This window comes from Pseudomonas sp. SF2, assembly GCF_036858055.1.
Taxonomy (GTDB): Bacteria; Pseudomonadota; Gammaproteobacteria; order Pseudomonadales; family Pseudomonadaceae; genus Aquipseudomonas.
Genome location: NZ_JAMBDI010000039.1, coordinates 91,765 through 114,749, shown reverse-complemented (window position 1 = coordinate 114,749; position 22,985 = coordinate 91,765). Strand labels below are relative to the sequence as shown.

The following is a 22,985-nucleotide window of genomic DNA, read 5'->3' as shown; positions in this document are numbered from 1 at the left end:
CCCTCAACGGACGATGACTTTGCATTCGAAGATCTGCACCGGGGCGACATCTGTAGCCCAGGGTTGTTGGTAAACCAGCACCAACTGGGAGGTGCCGACGCTGTTGGCCTGGTAGCGCCAGGTGGATACACCGGCGCTGCCGACCACGTCTTCTTCTTCGGGGGCGTTGTACACCTCTGGGCCCAGGCTTTGCAGCACATTCGCGGCGGGGTCTTCAACGCGCCAGCGATAGCCGGTGGAGGGGTTGCTGGGCAAGGTCAGGGTCAGTGTCTGGCCAACTTGCAGGCGCGTCGGGCATTCGCTTTCGGCGTCCAGTGCGACAGGTTGCGTGGGCTGTTGGGCGCAGGCAGAAAGCAGGGCGAAGCTCAGGGGAACGAGCAGACGAAGGGCGGTCATGTTGGCTCCGTAGGCTGGCGATGGCCTGAGGATAACCGATGCTGGTGGGCTTTTGTGTTGCCAGTACTTGCCCTTTCGCGGGTAAACCCGCTCCCACAGGGGGGTCACTGGGCTCAAGCCCTGCGCTATCCCTGTGGGAGCGGGTTTACCCGCGAAGAGGCCGGTGCTGGCTAGAACAGAACTTTGGCCACGTCGGCAAAGCGCTTGGCGAAATGCACGGTCAGGCCTTCGCGCAGGTAGTCCGGCAGTTCTTCGTAATCGCCACGGTTAGGCTCCGGCAAGATCAGCTCGAAGATCTTCTGCCGCCGCGCCGCAATCACCTTCTCGCGCACACCACCAATCGGCAGTACTTGCCCGGTCAGGGTCAGCTCGCCGGTCATGGCCACGCCCTTCTTCGGTACCTGGTCACGGGCCAGCGACAGCAGGGCGCTGGCCATGGTGATGCCGGCACTCGGGCCGTCCTTGGGCGTGGCGCCTTCGGGCACGTGCAGGTGAATGAACGCTTCGTTGAAGAAACCAGGGTCGCCACCAAACTGCTTGAGGTTGGAGCTGACGTAGCTGTAGGCAATTTCGGCCGACTCTTTCATCACCTCGCCCAGCTTGCCAGTCAGCTTGAAGCCGCGGTTGAGGGTGTGGATGCGGGTAGCTTCGATCGGCAGCGTGGCGCCGCCCATGCTGGTCCAGGCCAGGCCGGTGATCACGCCTTTGCCGGCCAGCACCTGCTCGCTGCGGAACACTGGCATGCCGAGCGCGGCTTCCAGGTCCCTGGTGCCGATCTTGAGCTTGGCATCGGGGTTTTCCAGCAGCTTGACCACGGCCTTGCGCACCAGCTTGCCCAGTTGCTTCTCCAGCTGGCGTACCCCGGCTTCGCGGGCATAGCCTTCGATCACCGTGCGCAGGGCGCTGTCGCTGATGCCGAGGCTGGTCTTGGCCACGCCGGCCTTTTCCAGCTGTTTGGGCCACAGGTGGCGCTTGGCGATGGCCAGTTTTTCTTCGGTGATATAGCCGGACAGGCGAATCACTTCCATGCGGTCGAGCAATGGCCCGGGGATCGAGTCCAGGGTGTTGGCGGTGCACACGAACAGCACCTTGGACAGGTCCAGGCGCAGGTCCAGGTAGTGGTCGAGGAAGTCGACGTTCTGCTCCGGGTCGAGGGTTTCCAGCAGCGCTGAAGCCGGGTCGCCCTGGTAGCTCTGGCCCATCTTGTCGATCTCGTCGAGCATGATCACCGGGTTCATCACTTCGACGTCCTTCAGGGCCTGCACCAGCTTGCCGGGCTGGGCGCCGATGTAGGTGCGGCGATGGCCCTTGATCTCGGCTTCGTCACGCATGCCGCCGACGCTGAAGCGGTAGAACGGCCGGCCGAGCGATTCGGCGATGGACTTGCCGATGCTGGTCTTGCCCACCCCGGGCGGGCCCACCAGCAGCACGATCGAGCCGCTGATCTCGCCTTTCCAGGCGCCTACGGCGAGGAATTCGAGAATGCGCTCCTTGATGTCGTCGAGACCGGCGTGGTGCTGGTCGAGGACTTTGCGCGCGTGCTTGAGGTCGAGCTTGTCCTTGCCGTACACGCCCCAGGGCAGGGCGGTGGCCCAGTCCAGGTAGTTGCGGGTGACGGCGTATTCGGGCGAGCCGGTTTCGAGGATGGCCAGCTTGCCCATCTCTTCATCGATACGCTTGCGCGCCTGCTCCGGCAGGGTTTTGCCTTCGAGGCGCTGCTCGAACTGTTCGAGGTCGGCGCTGCGGTCGTCCTTGGTCAGGCCCAGCTCCTGCTGGATGACCTTGAGCTGTTCCTTGAGGAAGAACTCGCGCTGGTGCTCACCGATCTGCCGGTTGACCTCGGCCGAGATCTCGTTCTGCAGGCGCGCGACTTCCACCTCTTTGCGCAGCATCGGCAGGACCTTTTCCATGCGCTTGAGCATGGGCACGCAGTCGAGCACTTCCTGCAACTGGCTGCCGGTGGCCGAGGTGAGGGCGGCGGCGAAGTCGGTGAGCGGCGACGGGTCGTTGGGGCTGAAGCGGTTGAGGTAGTTCTTCAGCTCCTCGCTGTACAGCGGGTTGAGCGGCAGCAGCTCCTTGATCGCGTTGATCAGCGCCATGCCATAGGCCTTGACCTCGTCAGTCGGCTCGGCGGGCTGACGCGGGTATTCGACCTCGACCAGGTACGGCGGACGGTGGTGCTTGAGCCAGGTGCGGATGCGTACCCGGGTCAGGCCCTGGGCGACGAACTGCAGCTTGCCGTTTTCGCGGCTGGCGTGGTGCACCTTCACCAGCGTGCCGTACTCCGGCAGCGCCGAGGTGTCGAAGTGACGGTGGTCTTCTGGCGGGGTGTCCATGAAGAACAGGGCCAGGCAGTGGTCTGGTGACTTGGCGACCAGGTCGAGGGTTTCTGCCCAAGGCTCTTCATTGACGATGACCGGCAGCACCTGGGCCGGGAAGAACGGACGGTTGTGGATGGGGATCACGTAGACCTTGTCCGGCAGCTGCTGGCCGGGCAGGGCGAGGGCGTGGCCGGCTTCGGCCTGGTGGGGAGTGTGCTCGACTTCGCTGTGTTCGTCGGGATGTTCCGGGAAATCCTGCTGGTCGCTCATGGGGCACCTGCGTGAATGACTATGGTGCTTAGATGGGGCGCGGGGGGATGGGTTTCAATGGTAGATGATGGGTGTAGAGAGGAGTGACGCCTGTACCGGCCTCTTCGCGGGTAAACCCGCTCCCACAGGTATGGCGCCGAGCTTGGGAACAGCGCCGTACCTGTGGGAGCGGGTTTACCCGCAAATGCGGCAGCAGGTTCACTGCCGCATCCCTGGATTACTCAGCCAGCTTGTAGGCGATGATGTAGTCGCCCATCCTGGTGCCCAGCGAGCCATGCCCGCCGGCAGTCACCAGCACGTACTGCTTGCCATCCTTGCCGCTGTAGCTCATCGGCGTGGCCTGGCCACCCGCTGGCAGGCGGGCTTTCCACAGTTCCTTGCCGTTGTTCACGTCATAGGCGCGCAGGTACTGGTCCAGGGTGCCGCTGAGGAAGCCGACGCCACCGGCGGTGACGATCGAGCCGCCCATGCTCGGCACGCCAACCGGCAAGCCGATCGGCACCGGGGTGCTGTCGCGGGTAGTGCCGTTCTTGTGCTTCCACACCACTTTGTTGGTGAACAGGTCGATGGCGGCGACATAGCCCCAGGCCGGGGCCTGGCACGGTACGCCCAGTGGCGACATGAACGGGTGCATGGTCACGGCGTACGGCGCGCCGGTGTTCGGCTGCACGCCGCTGGTTTCGCTTTCGCGCTTGCTGCCTTCGGCCACCTGCTCACGCGGGATCATCTTCGACACGAAGGCCATGTAGTTGGGCGAGGTGAACAGCAGTTGGCGCACCGGGTCGACCGACACGCTGCCCCAGTTGAACACACCGACGTTACCCGGGTACACCAGCGAGCCTTGCTCGGACGGCGGGGTGTACTGGCCTTCGTAACGCAGCTCGCGGAACTGGATGCGGCACAGCATCTGGTCGAACGGCGTGGCGCCCCACATGGCCTGTTCGGTCAGCTCGGGGCCGAGCAGGTTGAGGTCGGAGCGGGCCTGGGTCGGCGAGGTGTGATCGCCCTTCACCGCACCTTGCGGGGTGGGGATTTCGCGGATCGGCACGATCGGCGTACCGTCGCGGCGGTCGAGCACGTACAGGCTGCCTTGCTTGGTCGGCACGATGATTGCCGGCTTCACGCCGTCGTCGGTCTTCAGGTGGACCAGGGTCGGCTGGCTACCCACATCCATGTCCCACAGGTCGTGGTGGGTGAACTGGTAGTTCCAGCGGGCCTTGCCGGTGGCAAGGTCCAGGGCGACCACGCCGGCGCTGTACTTCTCGGCGCCCGGGGTACGGTCGGCGCCCCACTGGTCGGGCGTCTGGTTGCCCAGCGGCAGGTAGATCATGCCGAGGTCTTCGTCGACGCTGGCGATCGACCACATGTTGGCCGAGTTGCGGCTGTACATCTTGCCGGGAGCCAGTGGCTGGGTGTCGTCCGGGTTGTTGCTGTCCCAGTTCCACACCAGGTGGCCATCGTGCACGTCATACGCGCGGATCACGCCGGACGGCTCGTTGGTCGACTCGTTGTCGGTGACGTGGCCACCGATGATTACCAGGTCACGGGTGACCGCAGCAGGCGAGGTGGAGTAGTAGCCACCAGCGGTGAACGGGCCGATGCCGGTGGTAAGGTCGATCACGCCCTGGTTGGCGAAGCCTTCGCAGACCTTGCCGTTGTCGGCGTTGATGGCAATCAGGCGGGCGTCCGCAGTCGGCAGGTAGAGGCGGCGCGGGCAAGCCTGGGCCACGGCCTGGCCTGCGTCGGTAATTTTCGGTGCCGGGCTGCCGTCGCGGCTGACATAGCGGTTTTCGTCATAGTACGAAACGCCACGGCAGGTCATGTGGGCAAAGCCTTTGAAGGTACCGACCGGGCTCTTGACCTGTGGGTCATAGCGCCAGATTTCCGCGCCGGTGTCCGGGTCCAGGGCCAGCAAGCGGCTGTGCGCGGTGCAGGCATAGAGCATGCCGTTGACCTTCAGCGGGGTGTTCTGGTTGGTCAGCTCCACCGGGTCGTTTTCGGTCGGCAGGTCACCGGTGCGGATGCGCCAGGCCTCTTCCAGGCGGTAGGCGTTCTGCGGGGTGATCTGGCGCAGCGGCGAATAGCGGTCGCCGTGTTCGGTGCGACCGTAGGCCTGCCATTCACCGTCGGGCATGGCCGGGGCGGCGCTGGCCATTTCGCTGCTGTCGCGGCCCAGTTCGCCGAACACTTCACCGGGGTGGGTGAACTGGCTGCCCACGGCGCAAGCGCCCGAAGCGATCACTGCAACGCTGAGCAGCGCAGTGTTGGCCTTGCTGGCCGGGCCGCTCAGCGGGCGACGCGCCCAGGGCAGCAGCAGGACCACGCCGATGGCGAACCAGATGGCCAGGCGCGGTACCAGTTGCCACCAGTCCAGGCCCACTTCGAGCAGGGCCCACACGGTACTGCCCAACAGTACCAGACCGTACAGGCCCAGGGCGATGCGGCGCTGGGCCAGCAGCAGGATGCCCGACAGGGCAAAGCCGATACCGGCGATCAGGTAGTACAGCGATCCGCCCAGCTGGCTCAGCTTGATGCCGCCGGCCAGCAGAGCCAGGCCCATCAGCAACAGCAGCGCGCCGATCAGGCGCGGTAGCCAGCGGCTTCCATTGTTGGCACCTTCAGTGCTCATCGTAGGTTCTCCGTCAGGTCAAAAAGGGGGGGTTAGAAACTGCTCTGGATCTTCAGGCCGCCGATCAGGGCGCCATCGACCTGCGACACCCCACCCGGGTGGCGGATGTACTGCAGGTTGGGGCGAACCGTGAGCCAGTCGGCCAGGTGGATGCCGTAGTACAGCTCGGCGCTGTACTCGGTGTCCTGCACTGGCAGGAAACCGGGGTTGTCGTAGTCGTCGAGGCCGGCGGCCTGGTTGGCCAGGCGCGCGTTCTTGCGATAGGCAGGGTTGACGTGCACGCGGGCCAGGGCGAAACCGATGTCGTCCTTGGCGCGGGCGTCGAAGGGCCCTTTGTACACCAGTCCTGCCTGCACATAGTTGTCGATGGCATTGGTTTTCTTGTCGTGTACCGTGGCATTGGCGAACAGGCTCAGACCACGCGACTGGTCGGACGCCAGCGAAGTCACCTGCTGCTGGGCGCCGAGCCACAAGCCGTGCTTGCTCGAACTGCTGCGGTAGGCGGCGCCGCTGAGGGCTGCCGGCTGGCCGTTGCTGTCCTTGAGAACATCCTGTGCCTTGGCATTACTGTAGTAGTAGCCGGCGCGATATTCCCCTTTCAGACCATTGACCTGTGGGCTCCATACCAGTTCTATCGGCATTACCGCGCCTTGGGTGCCGCTGCCGCTGAGCTTGAAGCCGTTGCCCGACTCCAGGTTGGAGGGGTTCTGCTCGAACACGCCGACCTGGGCGTAAAGCGCGTCGCTGAGGTTGTAGCGCACGCGCAGGGCCCACTGGCTGACCGGCCAGTTGTACCAGATGCCGCCCACCCAGTTGCCTACCTGCGAGCCGCAGAAGGCCAGGTTCTGGAAATCGCAGGGGAAGCTGTTGAAGTCCTCGCCTTCGCCGAAACGGCCGAATTTCACGTCCAGTGCGCCATCGAAGTACTTCTGCTTGATCCACATTTGCGTCAGCCGCCAGGTTTCGCCACGGCCCCACACTTCCTGGGCCGAGGTAAAGCCGCCGACTCGCGGGTCGTTGATGCGGTCGTTGCTGATGTTGTCGCCGTGGCGCTCGGTGATGGTCAGCTGGAATTCGGTGTCGTGCCAGCCAAGGATCTTCTCCAGGTCCAGGTGGCTGCCGAAGGTGAACTGGTCGCTGTAGCGCGCGGTGCGGTCGTGGTCGTAGCCACCGTGCAGGTTGCTGCCCATCTCGCCGGTGTAGCCGAGGGTGAAGTCGTAGCCTTTTTCCAGCAGTTCGCTGCGGCTGCCGCCCCAGTCGCCGAGCATCCATGGGGAGTCGCTGGCGAACATCTCGCTGGCACTGGTGGAGGTCGCCAGGGCACTGAAGGCAAGGCCGATGTAACAGGTTTTGGGCAGTTGGAGCATGAGATAGCGCTATCTTTTGATTGTTGAACAAACGGCAAGCGCATCGAAGGGCGGGCCCTCCGATGGATATGGCGACAAGATGGTTTCGATGAAGCGATTCAGCTTGCGGCGGGGAGGATATAGGGGAAGTTGTAAGAAAAAAAGACAAATTGTCGCAGTGGATTGTTGCCGATCTGGCAACAGTCCAAAGCTTGCGAGATCTTGTGGGAGCGGGCGTGCCCNNCCGGTGCCATCCACCGCGTTGGATTCTTCGCGGGCATGCCCGCTCCCACAGATACTCATTTGCAATCAGAAGGTGGTACGCAGGCCCACTTCCACACTACGCCCCGGCGCCGGGGCGATATCGCGCAGGATCGAGCTGGCATAGCGTACGGTCTGGTCGGTCAGGTTCTCGCCGCGTACAAACGCCAGCCACTGGCTCTGGCCAACGTCAAAGCGGTAACCAACGCTGGCCCCCAGCGTGGTGTAGCCATCGGTGCTGGTTTCGTTGGCCGGCTTGCGGTGCTGCGACGCAGCATGCTGCACATCGACCCGCGCCTGCCAGCGCTCCAGCTCCCAGACCAGGCCGCTGTTCAGACGCAGCGGGGCGATGCGGGGCAGTGGCTCGCCACTGTCGAGGTTCTTCGCCCGGGTGTAGTCACCGGAGAGCTCCAGCGCGAAGCTGCCATAACGGTTCTCGACCAGTTGCCAGCGGTCCTGGGCCTCGATGCCATAGAAGCGCGCCCGCACGCCCTGGTACTGGTATTCCGGGAAGCCATCATGGTCATGATCGTGGTCGTGGTCATCCTCATCATGGTCGTGGTCATGCCCCTCGCGGATGTTGCCGGTGCCGATCAGGCCGATGTAGTTGCGGAAGTGGCTGTAGAACACCCCGACACTGCCCTTGTGGGTGCCGTTGTCGAACCGCAGCGCCAGGTCGGCGGAAATGGCTTTTTCCTTGTTCAGGCTGGCATCGCCGACTTCAAAGGCCCCGGTGGCCACGTGGGCACCATTGGCATACAACTCGTAGAAGGTCGGGGCGCGCTCGGTGTAGCCGAGGTTGGCGGCCAGCGACCAGATCGGGTCGAGCTGGTACACCGCCCCGGAAGACAGGCTGAAGGCGTTGAAGCTGCTGGCGCTGTCGGCATCGACGAAGTTCTCGTTGCCTTTGGCATCCGGGTCGACCCGTGTGTGCTCCATGCGAGCGCCCAGGCTCAGGTTCAGGCGCTCGGTGGCTTGCCACTGTTCCAGCATGAACAGCGCCAGGCTGTCGGTGTCGGTGTGCGGCACGAAGGCTTCCTCGCCCAGGGCGGAGAATTCATTGCGGCTGACCTGGGCGCCGATCACGCCTTCCACCGGCCCGAACGGTTGGTGGCGGGCTTCGATGCGTGTTTCATAGCCCTTGTTCCTGAAGGTGGTGTGGACTTCGCCTTCTTCGATTTCACGGTGCTCGTAGTCGGTATAGCCGGCATCGACCTTGAGCGAAGTGAACGGGCCGTCCAGGTCACGCAGCTCGGAGGCGAAGGCGTAGTGGTCCTGCTTCATGCCCAGGCGCACACCTGGTTCGGCCACCGAGCCATAGTTGCTGTCGTAGTGGCTGTACGACAGGCCGGCGTAACCTTGGTCCCAATGGTAGGCGCCGCCCACGGCGCCACCGTCCTGGCGGCCGTCGCTGTTTTCCAGGCGGTGTTTGCTACCGGGCTCGTCGGCATCACGCACCTTGGAACTGCGCGCGTAACCGGGGATGCGCAGGTCGTTGAACTGGCGGCTGTTGGCATCCAGGTGCAGGGCGAAGGCACCGTTGCCGGCCTCCAGCTTGCCAGCGCTGCTGCGGGTGGTGTCGGCGCCGCCGTAGCGCAGTTCACCGGCACCGTGGATGCCCTCGATGGGGGTGTCCGGGATGCGGTTGTCGAAGGTGTTGACCACACCACCAATGGCGTTGCCGCCGTAGAGCAGGGCAGCCGGGCCACGGACGATCTCGACGCGGTCGACGGTGACCGGGTCCAGCGGCACGGCGTGGTCGTAGGACAGCGACGAAGCATCCAGGGCGCCGACGCCATTGCGCAGGATGCGAATGCGGTCGCCATCCAGGCCACGAATTACCGGGCGACTGGCGCCAGGGCCGAACCAGGTGGAGGCGACCCCGGGCTGCTTGTTCAGGGTTTCACCGAGGCTGCCGTGCTGCTGTTGCAGCAGGTTGTCGCCTTCGAGCACGCTGCTGGGGGCGGCCAGCTGGCGGTTGCCCAAAGGGTTGGCGGTGATGACCTGGGGTTCGAGTTCCACTGCGTGGCCGGGTGCTGCGGCCAGCCACAGCGCGACGGCGAGGGGAGAGAGGCGAAGCGGTGTGTACAGCATGGGGATGGGGCGTTCCTTGGCAGATGCTTTTGTATTGTTACAATATAACATCTCTATTTCAGCACAGAGGTTTTGCGCCTGGCCAGCGGTTTTTCTGTCGACTCGCCTGATCCCACCCACCACTACACTCGTGTAAGGTGCGCATCTTTCCTATGGAGCACTGGCATGAGCACGGCCCAACACAACGCGCTGCACGGCAAGACCCTCGAACAGATCCTCACCGAGCTGGTGGCGCACTACCAATGGCAGGGCCTGGCCGAGCGCATCGATGTACGCTGCTTCAAGAGCAACCCGACCATCAAGTCGAGCCTGACCTTCCTGCGCAAGACACCGTGGGCACGGGAAAAGGTCGAGCAGTTGTACGTGAAACTGCAGCGCCAGGCCTGACATGCCGCGTCGTACCTGGCTGACCGGCATGGCCGTGCTGGGCTGGTTCGGTTTGACCGTGCAGGTGTACCTGGTGCTGCTGGCGCGTTGGCAGGAACAGGCCAGCCTGGTTGGCGGCCTGATCAATGTGTTCGGGTATTTCACCGTATTGACCAATACCCTGGTGGCAACGGTGCTCAGTTATGCGGCGTTCGGCCGGGAAGGCCGTGCCAAGCGTTTTTTCCTGTCGCCTTCGGTGGGTTCCGCGGTGGCCGCCAGCATCGTGCTGGTGGCATTGGCCTACAGCGTGCTGTTGCGTCACTTGTGGCAACCGCAGGGCTGGCAATGGCTGGCGGACGAGTTGCTGCACGATGTGATGCCCGTGCTCTATGCCTTGTACTGGTGGTGCGAAGTGCCCAAGGGCAGGTTGCGGCTATGGCACTTGCTGGTCTGGGCGGTGTACCCGGCGGTGTATTTTGCCTACGCGCTGTGGCGAGGGAGCGAGATTGGCGTATATGCCTACCCGTTCATCGATGTGGCGAGCCTGGGGTATGGGCAGGTGATGCTCAATGCCCTGGGAGTGCTGGCGGGGTTCTGGGGGATTGGGCTGGTGTTGCTGGGGCTGGATCGGTGGCGGGGGCTGCACAGATTGGCTTGAGCTGCACTGGCCCTCTCGCCGGCAAGCCAGTGCAGGCAATAAACAATCATTCGTCGTCCGCAGTCCCGTCGGCACGCCAGTAGGCCACAGCCTTCAGCGCATCCTCAGGCAGGCCTTTCTCCAGCAACAGCGCCTTGGCCTGGCGGGTCAGGGCTTTTTCCAGCGCCACCCAGCCGTACAACCGGCCTTTTGGCAAGGTCAGGTTCTTCACCAGTGCCAGCAAGTCTTCCTGTTGGCGACGTACCCAGATCACCTCCACCTGTGCCTTGCTCGGCAGTGGCTGGCGTTCCTGCTCGTCTTCGATCTGGATAACCGCCAGCACCTGGCGGCCTGCCGGCAATTCCTCCAACCGGCGGCCAATGGCCGGAATGGCGGTTTCGTCGCCGATCAGCAGATAGCTGTCGAAGATGTCCGGCACCACCATCGAAGCCCGCGGCCCGGCGATGTCCAGGGTTTGCCCGGGTGCGGCCTGGGCGGCCCAGGTGGAGGCAGGGCCATCGCCGTGCAGCACGAAGTCGATATCCAGCTCATTGGCCACCAGGTCGATGCGCCGCGGCGTGTATTCGCGCATGGTGGGCCGTGCGCCACCTTCTCGGCCCAGATTACGGGCCTCGATGGCTTGCTGTTGCTCCGGCGTTTCGGCGAACAGCAGCTTGATATGGTCGTCGCTGCCCACGCTGGTGAAGCCTTGCAGCTCGGCACCACCGAGGGTGATGCGGCGCATGCGCGGGGTCAGTTCGGTGACCCGCAGCACCTGCAGGCGGCGTTGGCGGATCTCGTGGTTGACGCGGTGAATGGTGTCACTCATGGGGTGTCTCCCTGACAGGTTCGGCCGGCCCGGAGGCGATGGCCTTGGCGGTGTGGTTGAGCAGGTCGCGGACCCGCTCGATTTCTTCCGGTGTCCAGCGGCCGCTGTGCATGTGCAGTGCGTGGCGCAGGTTGCCGACCGCTTCATGAATCTCTGGCGGGCGGTCGTGGCCGCGCAGGGCGCGTTTGCTGACTTCGATGCGCATGCGCACGCCGTCCAGGGCAACGGCCTGTTCGGCCAGGGCGGTGCGGCCGGCTTCAGTGATGGCATAGAGGCGTTTGCTGCCCTGCACCTGGCCGCTGATCAGCTCGGCCTCCTCAAGGAAGTTGAGGGTGGGGTAGATCACCCCGGGACTTGGGCTGTAGCTGCCGTCGAACAGGTTCTCGATCTGGCGGATCAGGTCGTAGCCGTGGCCTGGCTGCTCGGCGAGCAGGGCCAGCATCAGCAGCTTGAGGTCGCCGGGGGCGAAGACGCGAGGGCCGCGTTCGCCACGGCCGGGGCGCCGCTCGAAGGGGTCATGGGGGGTAGGTTCGCGCATGGGGAAAGGGCTCCGTCGTTTGCGATATATCGTAAGATATTACTCAAGATATATCTAAAGACAAGCCCTTAATTGCAGATGATTATCATCTAGTTGTTCGATGCATCCCCTTGTGGCGTGGCTGTGTGCGTGGCCACCTGCGGCGGTTTGCACTCATTCGGATTGCCCGGTTGCAGGTATGGCATGAGAATCGGCGCCATGCCCTTGAGTACCTGCACCGGCAGCGCCGAGGTGAACTTGAAGGCCTCTGCCGAGCGCCCCGGCACGAATGCGGTCAAGGTGCCGAAGTGGTTGTCACCCAGGAAGAACACGAAGGTGGCGGTACGGTTCAGCGAGCGCGAGCCGATCAGCCGGCCGCCAGCACCAAAGCTTTCGATGCGGTTGTCACCGGTACCGGTCTTGCCGCCCATTACCAATGGCGTACCGTCCTGCAGCTTGAAGCTGCCGGAAATACGCCGCGCGGTGCCCGCATCCACCACCTGCGACATGGCGCCTTTGAGGGCGCGCGCCACTTCGACCGGCAGAATCCGTACGCCCCGGTCCGGGTCGGTGACCAGCTTGGTCTCGTAAGGCGTGTTGGCCGCAAAGTGCAGGGTGTCGATACGCAAGGTCGGCAGGCGCACGCCGTCGTTCTGGATGATGCCAACCAGTTCGGAGAGGGCGGCAGGGCGGTCGCCCGAGCTGCCGATGGCGGTGGCCAGCGAAGGCACCAGGTGGTCGAACGGATAGCCCACGCGCTTCCAGCGCTGGTGAATGTCGAGGAACGCTTCGATCTCGACCATGGTGCGAATACGGCTGTCACGGGCGCCCTGATGGCGGCTCTTGAACAGCCAGCCGTAGACCTCCTGGCGCTCGAAGCGGCTGGCATTGACCATTTCGGTCAAGGTCGAGCCGGGGTTCTTCAGCAGGTAACCGAGCAGCCACAAGTCCAGCGGGTGGACCTTGGCGATATAGCCCTGGTCGGGCAGGTCGTACTTGCCCGGGCCATAGGCGTCGTACATCTCCGACAGACGGCCATCGGTCAGTTTGCCCAGGACGATCTTGTCGCCCTTGAGGTGGGCGCGGACGAAGGCGTTGAAGGTTTCCTGGCCAGCCTCGGGGAACAGGTAGCGGTGCACGGCCGCCAACCGTTGCGGGGTCACGCGCATGCTGTCGAGGAAGGTGTCCAGGCGCTGCTGCGAGGTCTTGCGCTGGTATTTCTTCCAGAAGCGCATCAGGTAGTTGGTGCCTTCCTTGTCGGCGAAACGGGCCAGGTATTCCTGGCGGCGCGGGTCGGAGTCGTCCTTGAGCAGCGGCACACGGTTATACGGCTGCTGGTAGGTCACGTAGCGCACCAGGTCGCGCATCAGGCGGATGAACGGCAGGTTGATCGATTCGCGCAACGCATCCTTGAGGGTCGGGTTGCGGCTGTTGTCTTCCTTGCGGAAGTTGTTGAACACATGCATGCCGCCGCCGGTGAAGAAGGCTTCGCCGGTGTTGGCCGAATACTTGCGTTCCAGAGCGGCATCGAGCATGGCGTCCAGGCTCTGGTTCTTGCTGTTCTGCGCCAGCCATTCCAGCGACCACTGGCTGATGCGGTCGAGTTCGGCGACTTCGACTTTCTTCAACTCCGCGGCAGGCTTGCCGGCGTACTTGTCGTGCAGCTCGGCGATGATCTCCAGGTAGGTGGTGAGCACCCGCAACTTGGCGGTGGAGCCCAGCTCCAGCTTGCTGCCTTCGTTGATGTCGAAGGGCTGGTCGGTGCTGTCGGTCTGCACCCGCACCCGCGAGCCGTCGGCGGTGCGCTCGAACAAGGTGAAGCTGTAGCTCACCTGGTCGGTGGTCTTGGCCGTGAGCAGGCGTTCGCCGATCAGGCCGATCTGCGCCGCGAATTCAGGGTCGGCAAGGTTTTTCAGGTACTGGCTGACCTGCAACTGCAGGTCGGACTGCAGGGTACTGGTGGCCGACACGTCGAGCCGGTCGAGGTCGTACAGCGGGCGGTTGAGCATGGCCGCCAGACGGTTGCGTGCCAGGCTGATGCCCTTGTTGGTGACGATCGGCACGATGGTCGGTTGCGCCACCCAGTCGCGGTATACCGCCTTGCTGGCCAGTGCTGCGTCGGCCAGTGGCTGCTCGATGACCTTGTTGGCGGCCAGTACGCGGATGTGCGCGTCGGTCAGTTCGGCCAGCTCGACCCGCCCCTTGGACAGATAGTGCGAGGGCCGACGCTGGGCAATCATCAGTGACAGCACCTGGCGCAGGGCCAGGCCGCGCGCGGCCATGCTCTCGGGGTCGCTGGCGGTGGAACTCAGGGCCTGGTTGACCTGGTCGAAGTCGGCGCCGTACCACACCCGCAGGCCTTCGGCCATGCCATGCACTTCGCCATGCCCAGGCACTGCCGACAGCGGCACGCTGTTGAGGTAGTCACGCACGATGCGCTGGCGCGCCTCGGTAGTGTCCGGGCCGCCCTGGTAGGCGCGCACGCTGGCGGAAATCATCTGGCGGATCTTCTCGGCGCCGGACACGGTCAGGCCGTCCGGTGAATGGCGGTACTTTTCCAGCTGCGTGGCCAAGGTACTGCCGCCAGCGGACTGGCCGGGCAAGGCCAGGTACTTGGCCACCTGGCTGTAGGCGGCCTTGGCGAAGCGCGGCCAGTCCACGGCCGGGTTGTTACGCGGGTCCTTGGTGTCGAGCAGGTCGCGGTTCTCGATGAACAGCAGGCTGTTGACGATCACCGGCGGGATCGCCGCAAAGTCCGGGTACAGGTGTTGCGGGTAGTTGTACTGGTACAGCATGTCGCCGCGGCAGTCGGTGATCGACAGGCCCGCCTGGATTTTCTCGATATAGGGGGCGAACAGCCCATGATCGACGTAGTTCATCAACGCCGGCGAGAACCTCACCTGCTCGCTGATCAGGTAGTCGCGCTTGAGCAGGCGCGGCAGGAACTCGCCCAGGGCGCTGTAGCCAAGGCGTTTGTCGAACGGCCCCTCACCGGGGTAGACGATGGCATCGCTGGGGCCTGGCTGCAGCGAATAGGTGAGGGTGCTGGCCAGTTTGCTGAATTCCCGCGACTGCAGGTTGGAGGTGCGGAATTCGTCATACGCAGCGAAGCCGATGGCCACCAGCGCCACCAGCAGGATGAGGATGATCAGCCGCCACCATAGCCGACGCTGACGGGGGGATTCGGGTTGTGGCGTCTCGGCCGGAGGTATCTCGGGTGCTTCCGTTCTGCTTGGTTCCGATTGCCACAGTGCGCCCATAGTCTTCTATCCGGCCAGGTATTTTCGTCTTGCTTGTCTGAAGCTTAGACGTTGAGCGGGTGAGGTGAAAATTTTGTAAGAGGTGGAGAAAAGTGGTGTAGGGCTATGCGGCTTTGGTGTGGGTTTCTTCATACGGCGATGTTGCTATGGTGCCGCAGGAAATTTTGCGGGCGCTTTGCGCCTGATCGCAGGCAAGCCAGCTCCCACAGAGCCCGATTTCTTGCCAAATTTCTGCATATTTATAGTGAAAACTCCTACAACGGTCTTCCTATACTGCTTGCCCCCTTCGCCCTGCCGGCCGCTCTATTCCGGTACACGGGCCGGCCCACGAGGCCAGCCCGGCAAGCCAACGCCACGCCTATCGGCCTGGCCGGTGCTGCACGAAGGTCAAATCCAATAACAAAATGAGGTTGTATTGCTATGCCAGTCGGCAACCACCCTGCCCACGGCCAGGCCACTGAAGGCGGCCCGCTCAAACGTGAACTGGGCGAACGGCACATCCGCCTGATGGCGCTGGGCGCCTGTATCGGTGTCGGTCTCTTCCTCGGTTCGGCCAAGGCCATCGAAATGGCCGGCCCCGCCATCATGCTGTCCTACATCATCGGCGGCCTGGCCATTCTGGTGATCATGCGCGCCCTTGGCGAAATGGCCGTGCACAACCCTGTCGCCGGTTCGTTCAGCCGTTATGCCCAGGACTACCTTGGCCCGCTGGCGGGCTTCCTTACCGGTTGGAACTACTGGTTCCTGTGGCTGGTGACCTGCGTTGCCGAAATCACCGCGGTGGCCATCTACATGGGCATCTGGTTCCCCGACGTACCGCGCTGGATCTGGGCCCTGGCGGCGCTGGGCAGCATGGGTGCGGTCAACCTGGTGGCAGTGAAGGCCTTTGGTGAATTCGAGTTCTGGTTCGCCCTGATCAAGATTGTCACCATCATCGCCATGGTCCTTGGCGGCATCGGCATCATTGCCTTTGGCTTCGGCAATGACGGCGTGGCAATGGGTATCTCCAACCTGTGGAGCAATGGCGGCTTCATGCCCAACGGCGTGACCGGCGTGCTGATGTCGCTGCAGATGGTGATGTTCGCCTACCTGGGCGTGGAAATGATCGGCCTGACCGCCGGTGAAGCACGCAACCCGCAAAAGACCATTCCGCAGGCCATCGGCTCGGTGTTCTGGCGCATCCTGCTGTTCTATGTCGGTGCGCTGTTCGTGATCCTGTCGATCTACCCGTGGAACGAGATCGGCAGCCAGGGTAGCCCGTTCGTCATGACCTTCGAGCGCCTCGGCATCAAGACCGCCGCCGGCATCATCAACTTCGTGGTCATCACTGCAGCGCTGTCGTCGTGCAACGGCGGCATCTTCAGCACCGGGCGCATGCTCTACAGCCTGGCGCAGAACGGCCAGGCCCCGGCGACCTTCGCTCGCACCTCGAAGAACGGCGTACCGCGCAATGCGCTGCTGCTGTCGATCGGCGCGCTGCTGCTGGGCGTGCTGGCCAACTACCTGGTGCCGGAGAAGGTCTTCGTCTGGGTTACTTCCATCGCCACCTTCGGCGCGATCTGGACCTGGGTGATGATCCTGCTGGCGCAGCTGAAGTTCCGCGCCGGCCTCACCACTGCCGAGCGCAAGGCACTGAAGTACCGCATGTGGCTGTGGCCGCTGAGCTCGTACCTGGCGCTGGCCTTCCTGGTGCTGGTGGTCGGCCTGATGGCCTACTTCGAGGATACCCGCGTGGCCCTGTACATCGGCCCGGCGTTCCTGGTGCTGCTGACGGTGCTGTACTACGCCTTGCGCCTGGCGCCGAAAGACGCGCAGGGTGTGGCCAGTACTGCTTCCTGATCTGAAATGGCTGGGGCCGCTTTGCGACCCTTTCGCGACACAAGGCCGCTCCCACAGGAGATCGCGTACTCCTGTGGGAGCGGCCTTGTGTCGCGGTGGGCTGGGTAGCAGCCCCAGGTTCAATCAGGCCGCCACCTCGCTGTGCGGCTCGAAGCTGTCCGCCCGCGCCAGTTGCCACATGCGCGAATAGAACTGCCCGTTCACCTCGCCAGTCAGCAGTTCACCCGGCTTCAGGAACACATGCATCTGCGAGAACAGCTTGATCTCGGTGGCCGAGATGCGCCGCACCAGGTGCTTGGCTTCCAGTTGCGCAGGGTGCTCCAGGCCCGCTGCCGCAAGCATTTCGGCCAGGGCCCGCAAGGTGTTGTGGTGGAAGTTCAACACCCGCTGGGCTTTATCCGGCACCACCAGCGCCCGCTGGCGCAGCGGGTCTTGCGTGGCCACACCGGTCGGGCACTTGTTGGTGTGGCAGCTCTGCGACTGGATACAGCCGATGGCGAACATGAAGCCGCGTGCCGAGTTGGCCCAGTCGGCGCCAATGGCCAGCACGCTGGCAATGTCGAAGGCGCTGACGATCTTGCCGCTGGCGCCCAGCTTGATCTTGTCGCGCAGGTTCAGGCCGACCAGGGTGTTGTGCACGAACAGCAGCCCTTCGCGCAGCGGTACGCCAATGTGGTCGGTGAACTCCACTGGCGCCGCGCCGGTGCCGCCTTCCTTGCCGTCGACGACGATGAAGTCGGGCAGGATGCCGGTTTCCAGCATGGCCTTGGCGATACCCATGAACTCCCACGGGTGGCCCAGGCAGAATTTGAAGCCCACCGGTTTGCCGCCAGACAGCTCACGCAACCGGGCAATGAACTGCATCATCTCGATGGGGGTGGAGAAGGCGCTGTGGCGCGACGGCGAGATGCAGTCTTCGCCCATCAGCACGCCACGGGTTTCGGCAATTTCCCGGGTTACCTTGTGCTTGGGCAGGATACCGCCATGGCCGGGCTTGGCGCCCTGGCTCATCTTGATCTCGATCATCCGCACCTGCGGGCTGCGCGCCTGGGCGGCGAAGCGTTCGGGGTCGAAGCGCCCATCCGGCGTGCGGCACCCGAAGTAGCCGCTGCCCAGTTCCCAGACCAGGTCGCCGCCGTGCTCGCGGTGATAGGGGCTGATGCTGCCTTCGCCAGTATCATGGTGGAAATTGCCCAGCTTGGCGCCCTGGTTGAGGGCACGGATGGCATTGGCGCTGAGCGAGCCAAAGCTCATCGCCGATATGTTGAAGATCGACGCCGAGTAGGGCTGGCTGCACTGCGGCCCGCCGACGACGACCCGGAAGCTGGCCGGGTCGGCCAATGGCGCCGGACGCATGGAGTGGCCGATGAACTCGAAGCCAGACTCGTACACGTCGATCAGGGTGCCGAAAGGTTTGTCCGAGGCTTCGTTCTTCGCCCGCGCGTACACCAGCGAGCGCTGGGCGCGGGAGAACGGCAGGGCGTCGCTGTCGGCCTCCAGCAGGTACTGGCGGATTTCCGGGCGAATGGCCTCGACCAGGTAGCGGATGTTGCCCAGGATCGGGTAGTTGCGGCGTACTGCGTGGCGTTGCTGCAGCAGGTCGAACAGGCCGATCAGGCTGAGGATGGCAGTGGTCAGGGTGAACGGCCACAACCATTCGTGGTGGGTGAAGGGCAGGCTCGCCAGGGTGAACAGCACACAGGCGGCGAAGAAGGCATAGCGGCTGAGAAGTGACAGGCTCATACAGGGTCCTTGCGATGGCGCGGTCAGGCTCAGGGCCTGGGGCAAACCCCGACCATAGCCAAGTTGCACGGCTGTGCAAATTAAAATCGGGGTAGCGAAAATCATTCTCGCCAAGCCTTGTGCAGGCTATACGGGCCCTATCGCCGGCTTGCCGGCGATAGGGCCCGTACAGCAAAAACATTCAGATGGTGTCGCGCAGCAGCTTCTGCCGCCAGCTTTCCTGCTCTTGTGCCGGCGCTTCGACCAGGTACGAATAGTGCCCGGCCACCCGCACCGCCACTGGTACCCCGTCGCGATACAACAGGCGGTTGCCACTGACCGCCGGCACTTTCGCCCCCGGTAGCAACGACCCGACCAGGTTCAGCGGGTCACTGGCGCTCACCACTACCAGTGCCCCGTCCAGCTCACGCCGCCGCACCTGCCGCAGCAGCCCCACCGCCTCTGGCAAGGCGAATTGTTCACCGGCCAGCCCGGCAATGAAGCGCCCGCCACGAATCTCGCCACGCGCTTCCAGCCGGTGATAGCAGCGCAGCAGCTCGCGCCACGGCGGCAGCACATCGCTTTCGCGCTCCAGCAGCCGCCAGCACACCACGCCATAGCGCCGTAGCAAGGCACGGGCGATGTGCTCCAGACGCTGGCTGTCGTCCACCGCGCCCGTGCGCAACAAGGCCCAGCGCCCGGCATGGGACATGCTGCTGGACAGCGGCGGGTGGCCGCGTCGGCTGTTGCGTGAAGCGCGTTTCGCCGCCGGGGTGATCAGGCTGCGCAGGCCGGTGAAACTGTCGGCCCCAACCAGGCCTGCACCTACCAGCTCCTGCAAGACCGTCTCCAGTTCGCTGGGCAGCAGGTGGGCATCCTGTGTCAGCTCGTCGAAGAACAGCGCGCCATGTGCATGCAGCACCTCGTGGACGCGTTGCGCCCGTGCGCCGAGGCTATCCAGGGCTGGCACGGGGGCAAGGCTGCGCCACAGGCCAAGGTGCTCGCGCGGCAGCAGCACCAGCGGTGTGCTCGACAAGGTGTTGCTCGACACGGTCGCCGCCAGCCGGCTCCAGGCGAACTGCCCGCTACGGCAGGCATCGTCGAGCCAGTGCGGGCTGTAGTCCTTGATGCGTGCCGGCAGCAGTTCGGCCTCCCAGGCGCCAGCGGCACTCGGGAAGCCTTGCAATTGGCCCAGTACCTCGGCCACCGCTTGCGGGCCGCGCAGGCGTGTGTCGTTGGCCAGGTGCTGCCAGTCGAACAGAAAGCGCATGAAGTCCTGCAGGCTGACCGGCTCGATCTCCCGCCGCAGGCGTTTGACCGTGTAGCGGTGGATACGCGCCAGCAAATGGCGCTCGCACCACTGCAGTTCGCTTGCCCCGGGGCTGAAATGCCCACGCAGCACATAGCCTTCGGTTTCCAGGCGGGCCAGTGCCTGTTCGATGGCCGGCAGCGGTTTGCCAAGTGCTGCCGCAATCTGCGCACGGGTCAGCGGGCCATGGCCGCTCAGGCGGGCTCGCAGCAGTTCGACCAGCGCAATGTCCGGCTCGATGGCCTGATCGAAGCCTGGCAGTACCTGCAACGCAGGTTCCAGCCGGGAGCCGGGATACAGCACCTGCAGCAGGCTCAACCGCTCGCGCGCCAGCCACAGCTTTTCATCCACCAGGCGCAAGGCCCGGCCGGCTTGGGCCAACTGCCTGAGTAGCAGCTCCCAACTGGCATTGTCCTGCACTTCGTCCTGGCTGATGGCACCCAGGCCCATCAACGCCTCATGCATTTCATCGGCATTGCCCGGCTGCGGCCAGGCCTCGGCAGCAACGGCGGCAATGGCATCGGCGTCCAGTGCGCCCAGGGCGTCGCCGCTGTGCACCTCGTTCCAGCGCCGGTTGAGCACCGCCTGAGTGCGCCGTTCTTCCAGCGGCGCATCATCCAGAAAGGCATAGGGACGGGCATTGAGGATGGCCGAAGCCAGCGGCGAAGGGGCGGGCAGGTCGCGGCACAGCAGGCGCACCGTGCCGCTTTCCATTCGCCGCAACAGCGCCAGCCAGCCTTCGCAGTCCATCGCCTCGTGCAGACAGTCGTCGAGGGTTTGCTCGACCAGCGGATGATCAGGAATCTGCCGTTCGCCGACGATATTCTCCAGGCAGGCGATCTGGTCGGGGAACACGGCGGCAATCAGGTCTTCGCTCTTCATCCGCTGGATCTGTGGCGCCACCTTGCGCCCACCGACAAAGCGCGGCAGGGCCAGGGCCACGCTGGCGTTCCAGCGCCAGCGCACGCCAAACAGCGGCGCATCGAGCAGCGCCTGGACAAGAATCGGCTCGGCGCTGCGGCTATTCAGGTAACGCCACACATCGTCCAGTTCGAAACTGTGGCTGGTGGACAGCGACAGCACGATGGCGTCCTCGCTGGCTGCCGCCTGCAACTCGAAGTTGAAGGTGCGGCAGAAGCGCTTGCGCAGGGCCAGACCCCAGGCGCGGTTGATGCGGCTGCCGTAGGGCGAATGGATGATCAGCTGGGTCCCGCCGGATTCATCGAAGAAGCGCTCCATCACCAGCGTGTCCTGCGAGGGCAGGGCGCCGAGCACTTCGCGGGTGCGGGCCAGGTAGTCGAGCAACTGGCCGGCGGCGGCTTCGCCCAGGTCGAAGGTGTCCTGCAACCAGGCCAGCACCTCGGCCTGGTTGGCGCTCGCCAGCTGTTGGTCGATCTGTGCCTGCAGCCGGGCCACCGCGGCAGACAGCTCGTTGCTGCGCCCCGGCGCCTCGCCCAGCCAGAATGGAATGGTCGGCGGCAGGCCATGGGCATCCTCCACCCGCACCCGGCCCGGCTCGACGCGCAGGATGCGATAGGAGGCGTTGCCCAGCTGGAAGATGTCGCCGGCGATGCTTTCCACCGCAAAGTCTTCGTTGACGCTGCCGATGTTCAGCGCCTGCGGTTCAAGCAGCACGGCGTAGTCGGCGTTGTCGGGGATGGTGCCGCCGCTGGTCAGAGCGGTCAGCTGGCTGCCACGGCGGCCACGCAGCGTGCCGCTCACCGCATCGCGGTGCAGGTAGGCACTGCGCACGCCCTGGCGACCGTTGAAGCCCTCGGCGAGCATGCGCAGCAGGGCCTGAAAGTGTTGCCGGTCGAGTTCTGCGTAGGGCGTGGCCTGGCGCAGGCAGTCGAACAGCGCCTGTTCGTGCCAGGGCTGGTTGCTGGCTTCGGCAACGATCTGCTGGGCCAGCACATCCAGCGGCGCCCGGGGAAGGTGCAGTTCGTCCAGCTCGCCCCGGCGTATGCAGTCGAGCAGGGCCACGCATTCGATCAGGTCATCGCGCGAGGTCGGGAACAAGCGCCCCTTGGGTACGCCATCGACCTGGTGGCCGGCGCGTCCAACCCGCTGCAGCAAGGCTGCGATCGAGCCTGGCGAAGCGATCTGGCAGACCAGTTCGATGTCGCCGATATCGATGCCCAGTTCCAGCGATGCAGTGGCCACCAGCACCTGTAGCTGGCCGTGTTTCAGGCGTTGTTCCGCCTCCAGGCGCAGCTCCTTGGCCAGGCTGCCATGGTGCGCGGCAACCGCCTCTTTTCCCAGGCGGTCGCTGAGGTGACGGGTGATGCGCTCGGCCAGGCGCCGGGTGTTGACGAACACCAAGGTGGTGCGGTGTTCGCGCGCCAGGGTAGCCAGGCGGTCGTAGACCAGGCCCCAGACATCGGTGGCCATCACCGCACCCAGCGGCACTGGCGGCACCTCGATGGCCAGGTCGCGCTGCCGGGCATGGCCGACATCGACGATGGCGCAGGTGCGGCCGTTGCCGACCAGGAATTGCGCCACCCGCTCGACCGGGCGTTGCGTGGCTGACAGGCCGATACGCCGCAGTGGCTGGTTGCACAGGGCTTGCAGGCGCTCCAGGGTCAATGCCAGGTGGGCGCCGCGCTTGTTGCCGGCCAGGGCATGGATTTCGTCGACGATCACCGTGTGCACGCTGGCCAGGCCTTCACGGCCCGACGTCGAGCCCATCAGCACGTACAGCGATTCGGGTGTGGTCACCAGGATGTGCGGCGCCAGCTTGCGCATGGCGGCACGCTCCTTCTGCGGAGTGTCGCCGGTACGTACGGCCGTAGTGATGCGTGGGGCGTTCAGGCCCTGGTCCGCAAGGGCCTGGCTAATGCCTTCGAGCGGGGCTTGCAGGTTCAGGCGGATATCGTTGGACAGCGCCTTGAGTGGCGAAACGTAGACTACCTGGGTTTGCGCAGGCAGCTCGCCCTGGTGCTCCAGGCCCTGGCGGAACAGTTCGTCGAGCACGGCCAGGAACGCGCTGAGGGTCTTGCCCGAGCCGGTCGGCGCGGCCAGCAGCATCGAATTGCCCGCGTGGATCAACGGCCAGGCCTTGGCCTGGGCATCGGTGACCGTGGCGAAATGGCGACGGAACCAGGTGCGCACAGCAGGGTGAAACAGCTCGAGCACCGGGTGGTGTTTGGCGGGCAGGTTCATGTGTTGGTTATGGCGGGTGTGGGACGG

At 64.5% G+C, this 22,985-nt stretch carries 13 protein-coding genes; 3 read left to right on the top strand and 10 right to left on the bottom strand.

The window, feature by feature from the left end:
* Nucleotides 1–3 precede the first annotated feature (3 nt).
* The 5 genes from M2S36_RS20770 to M2S36_RS20750 form a co-directional block, all read right to left on the bottom strand.
* Nucleotides 4–396, bottom strand: a complete 393-nt coding sequence (locus M2S36_RS20770; RefSeq protein WP_207832976.1) for a protease inhibitor I42 family protein — start codon at nt 394–396, stop codon at nt 4–6.
* A 170-nt stretch (nt 397–566) separates the two neighbouring features.
* Entirely contained in the window at nt 567–2,987 is a 2,421-nt protein-coding gene (gene lon / locus M2S36_RS20765) for an endopeptidase La (protein ID WP_207832975.1), read from the bottom strand.
* Between the two features lie 217 nt (nt 2,988–3,204).
* On the bottom strand, nt 3,205–5,616 hold the full coding sequence (locus M2S36_RS20760; protein WP_063913161.1) for a glucose/quinate/shikimate family membrane-bound PQQ-dependent dehydrogenase: 2,412 nt from the start codon (nt 5,614–5,616) through the stop codon (nt 3,205–3,207).
* A gap of 32 nt (nt 5,617–5,648) precedes the next feature.
* Nucleotides 5,649–6,983, bottom strand: a complete 1,335-nt coding sequence (locus M2S36_RS20755) for a carbohydrate porin (protein ID WP_333957766.1) — start codon at nt 6,981–6,983, stop codon at nt 5,649–5,651.
* A 288-nt stretch (nt 6,984–7,271) separates the two neighbouring features.
* A complete protein-coding gene (locus M2S36_RS20750; protein ID WP_333957765.1) occupies nt 7,272–9,317 on the bottom strand; it encodes a TonB-dependent receptor in 2,046 nt (681 codons plus the stop codon).
* 165 nt (nt 9,318–9,482) lie between these two features.
* Between M2S36_RS20750 and M2S36_RS20745 the strand changes: the two genes are divergently transcribed.
* Both M2S36_RS20745 and M2S36_RS20740 read left to right on the top strand, forming a co-directional pair.
* Nucleotides 9,483–9,704, top strand: coding sequence for a VF530 family DNA-binding protein (locus M2S36_RS20745; RefSeq protein ID WP_003252112.1), 222 nt, complete (start codon nt 9,483–9,485; stop codon nt 9,702–9,704).
* Nucleotide 9,705: 1 nt separating this feature from the next.
* Nucleotides 9,706–10,341: a Pr6Pr family membrane protein gene (locus tag M2S36_RS20740; protein WP_063913158.1), complete on the top strand. Its 636-nt coding sequence runs from the start codon at nt 9,706–9,708 to the stop codon at nt 10,339–10,341.
* A gap of 46 nt (nt 10,342–10,387) precedes the next feature.
* Here M2S36_RS20740 and M2S36_RS20735 read toward each other — a convergent pair whose 3' ends face one another.
* The 3 genes from M2S36_RS20735 to M2S36_RS20725 form a co-directional block, all read right to left on the bottom strand.
* Complete coding sequence (locus M2S36_RS20735; protein WP_207832967.1) at nt 10,388–11,149, bottom strand: siderophore-interacting protein; 762 nt, start codon at nt 11,147–11,149, stop codon at nt 10,388–10,390.
* A complete protein-coding gene (locus tag M2S36_RS20730) occupies nt 11,142–11,687 on the bottom strand; it encodes a PadR family transcriptional regulator (protein WP_207832965.1) in 546 nt (181 codons plus the stop codon). Before M2S36_RS20730 ends, M2S36_RS20735 begins: the two co-directional genes overlap by 8 nt.
* Nucleotides 11,688–11,776: 89 nt before the next feature.
* Nucleotides 11,777–14,926, bottom strand: coding sequence for a transglycosylase domain-containing protein (locus M2S36_RS20725; RefSeq protein ID WP_207832962.1), 3,150 nt, complete (start codon nt 14,924–14,926; stop codon nt 11,777–11,779).
* A gap of 420 nt (nt 14,927–15,346) precedes the next feature.
* On the opposite strand from M2S36_RS20725, the gene M2S36_RS20720 reads away from it, so the two are divergent.
* Nucleotides 15,347–16,765, top strand: coding sequence for an amino acid permease (locus tag M2S36_RS20720; RefSeq protein WP_207832959.1), 1,419 nt, complete (start codon nt 15,347–15,349; stop codon nt 16,763–16,765).
* A 123-nt stretch (nt 16,766–16,888) separates the two neighbouring features.
* Here M2S36_RS20720 and M2S36_RS20715 read toward each other — a convergent pair whose 3' ends face one another.
* Both M2S36_RS20715 and M2S36_RS20710 read right to left on the bottom strand, forming a co-directional pair.
* Complete coding sequence (locus tag M2S36_RS20715) at nt 16,889–18,508, bottom strand: FMN-binding glutamate synthase family protein (RefSeq protein ID WP_333957763.1); 1,620 nt, start codon at nt 18,506–18,508, stop codon at nt 16,889–16,891.
* Nucleotides 18,509–18,689: 181 nt separating this feature from the next.
* On the bottom strand, nt 18,690–22,958 hold the full coding sequence (locus M2S36_RS20710) for a DEAD/DEAH box helicase (protein ID WP_333957761.1): 4,269 nt from the start codon (nt 22,956–22,958) through the stop codon (nt 18,690–18,692).
* Nucleotides 22,959–22,985 lie beyond the last annotated feature (27 nt).

Bases quoted from the DNA above. Each gene is read 5' to 3' on its own strand.
- M2S36_RS20770 (WP_207832976.1), bottom strand. From the start codon at position 396: ATGACCGCCCTTCGTCTGCTCGTTCCCCTGAGCTTCGCCCTGCTTTCT.
- lon (WP_207832975.1), bottom strand. From the start codon at position 2,987: ATGAGCGACCAGCAGGATTTCCCGGAACATCCCGACGAACACAGCGAA.
- M2S36_RS20760 (WP_063913161.1), bottom strand. From the start codon at position 5,616: ATGAGCACTGAAGGTGCCAACAATGGAAGCCGCTGGCTACCGCGCCTG.
- M2S36_RS20755 (WP_333957766.1), bottom strand. From the start codon at position 6,983: ATGCTCCAACTGCCCAAAACCTGTTACATCGGCCTTGCCTTCAGTGCC.
- M2S36_RS20750 (WP_333957765.1), bottom strand. From the start codon at position 9,317: ATGCTGTACACACCGCTTCGCCTCTCTCCCCTCGCCGTCGCGCTGTGG.
- M2S36_RS20745 (WP_003252112.1), top strand. From the start codon at position 9,483: ATGAGCACGGCCCAACACAACGCGCTGCACGGCAAGACCCTCGAACAG.
- M2S36_RS20740 (WP_063913158.1), top strand. From the start codon at position 9,706: ATGCCGCGTCGTACCTGGCTGACCGGCATGGCCGTGCTGGGCTGGTTC.
- M2S36_RS20735 (WP_207832967.1), bottom strand. From the start codon at position 11,149: ATGAGTGACACCATTCACCGCGTCAACCACGAGATCCGCCAACGCCGC.
- M2S36_RS20730 (WP_207832965.1), bottom strand. From the start codon at position 11,687: ATGCGCGAACCTACCCCCCATGACCCCTTCGAGCGGCGCCCCGGCCGT.
- M2S36_RS20725 (WP_207832962.1), bottom strand. From the start codon at position 14,926: ATGGGCGCACTGTGGCAATCGGAACCAAGCAGAACGGAAGCACCCGAG.
- M2S36_RS20720 (WP_207832959.1), top strand. From the start codon at position 15,347: ATGCCAGTCGGCAACCACCCTGCCCACGGCCAGGCCACTGAAGGCGGC.
- M2S36_RS20715 (WP_333957763.1), bottom strand. From the start codon at position 18,508: ATGAGCCTGTCACTTCTCAGCCGCTATGCCTTCTTCGCCGCCTGTGTG.
- M2S36_RS20710 (WP_333957761.1), bottom strand. From the start codon at position 22,958: ATGAACCTGCCCGCCAAACACCACCCGGTGCTCGAGCTGTTTCACCCT.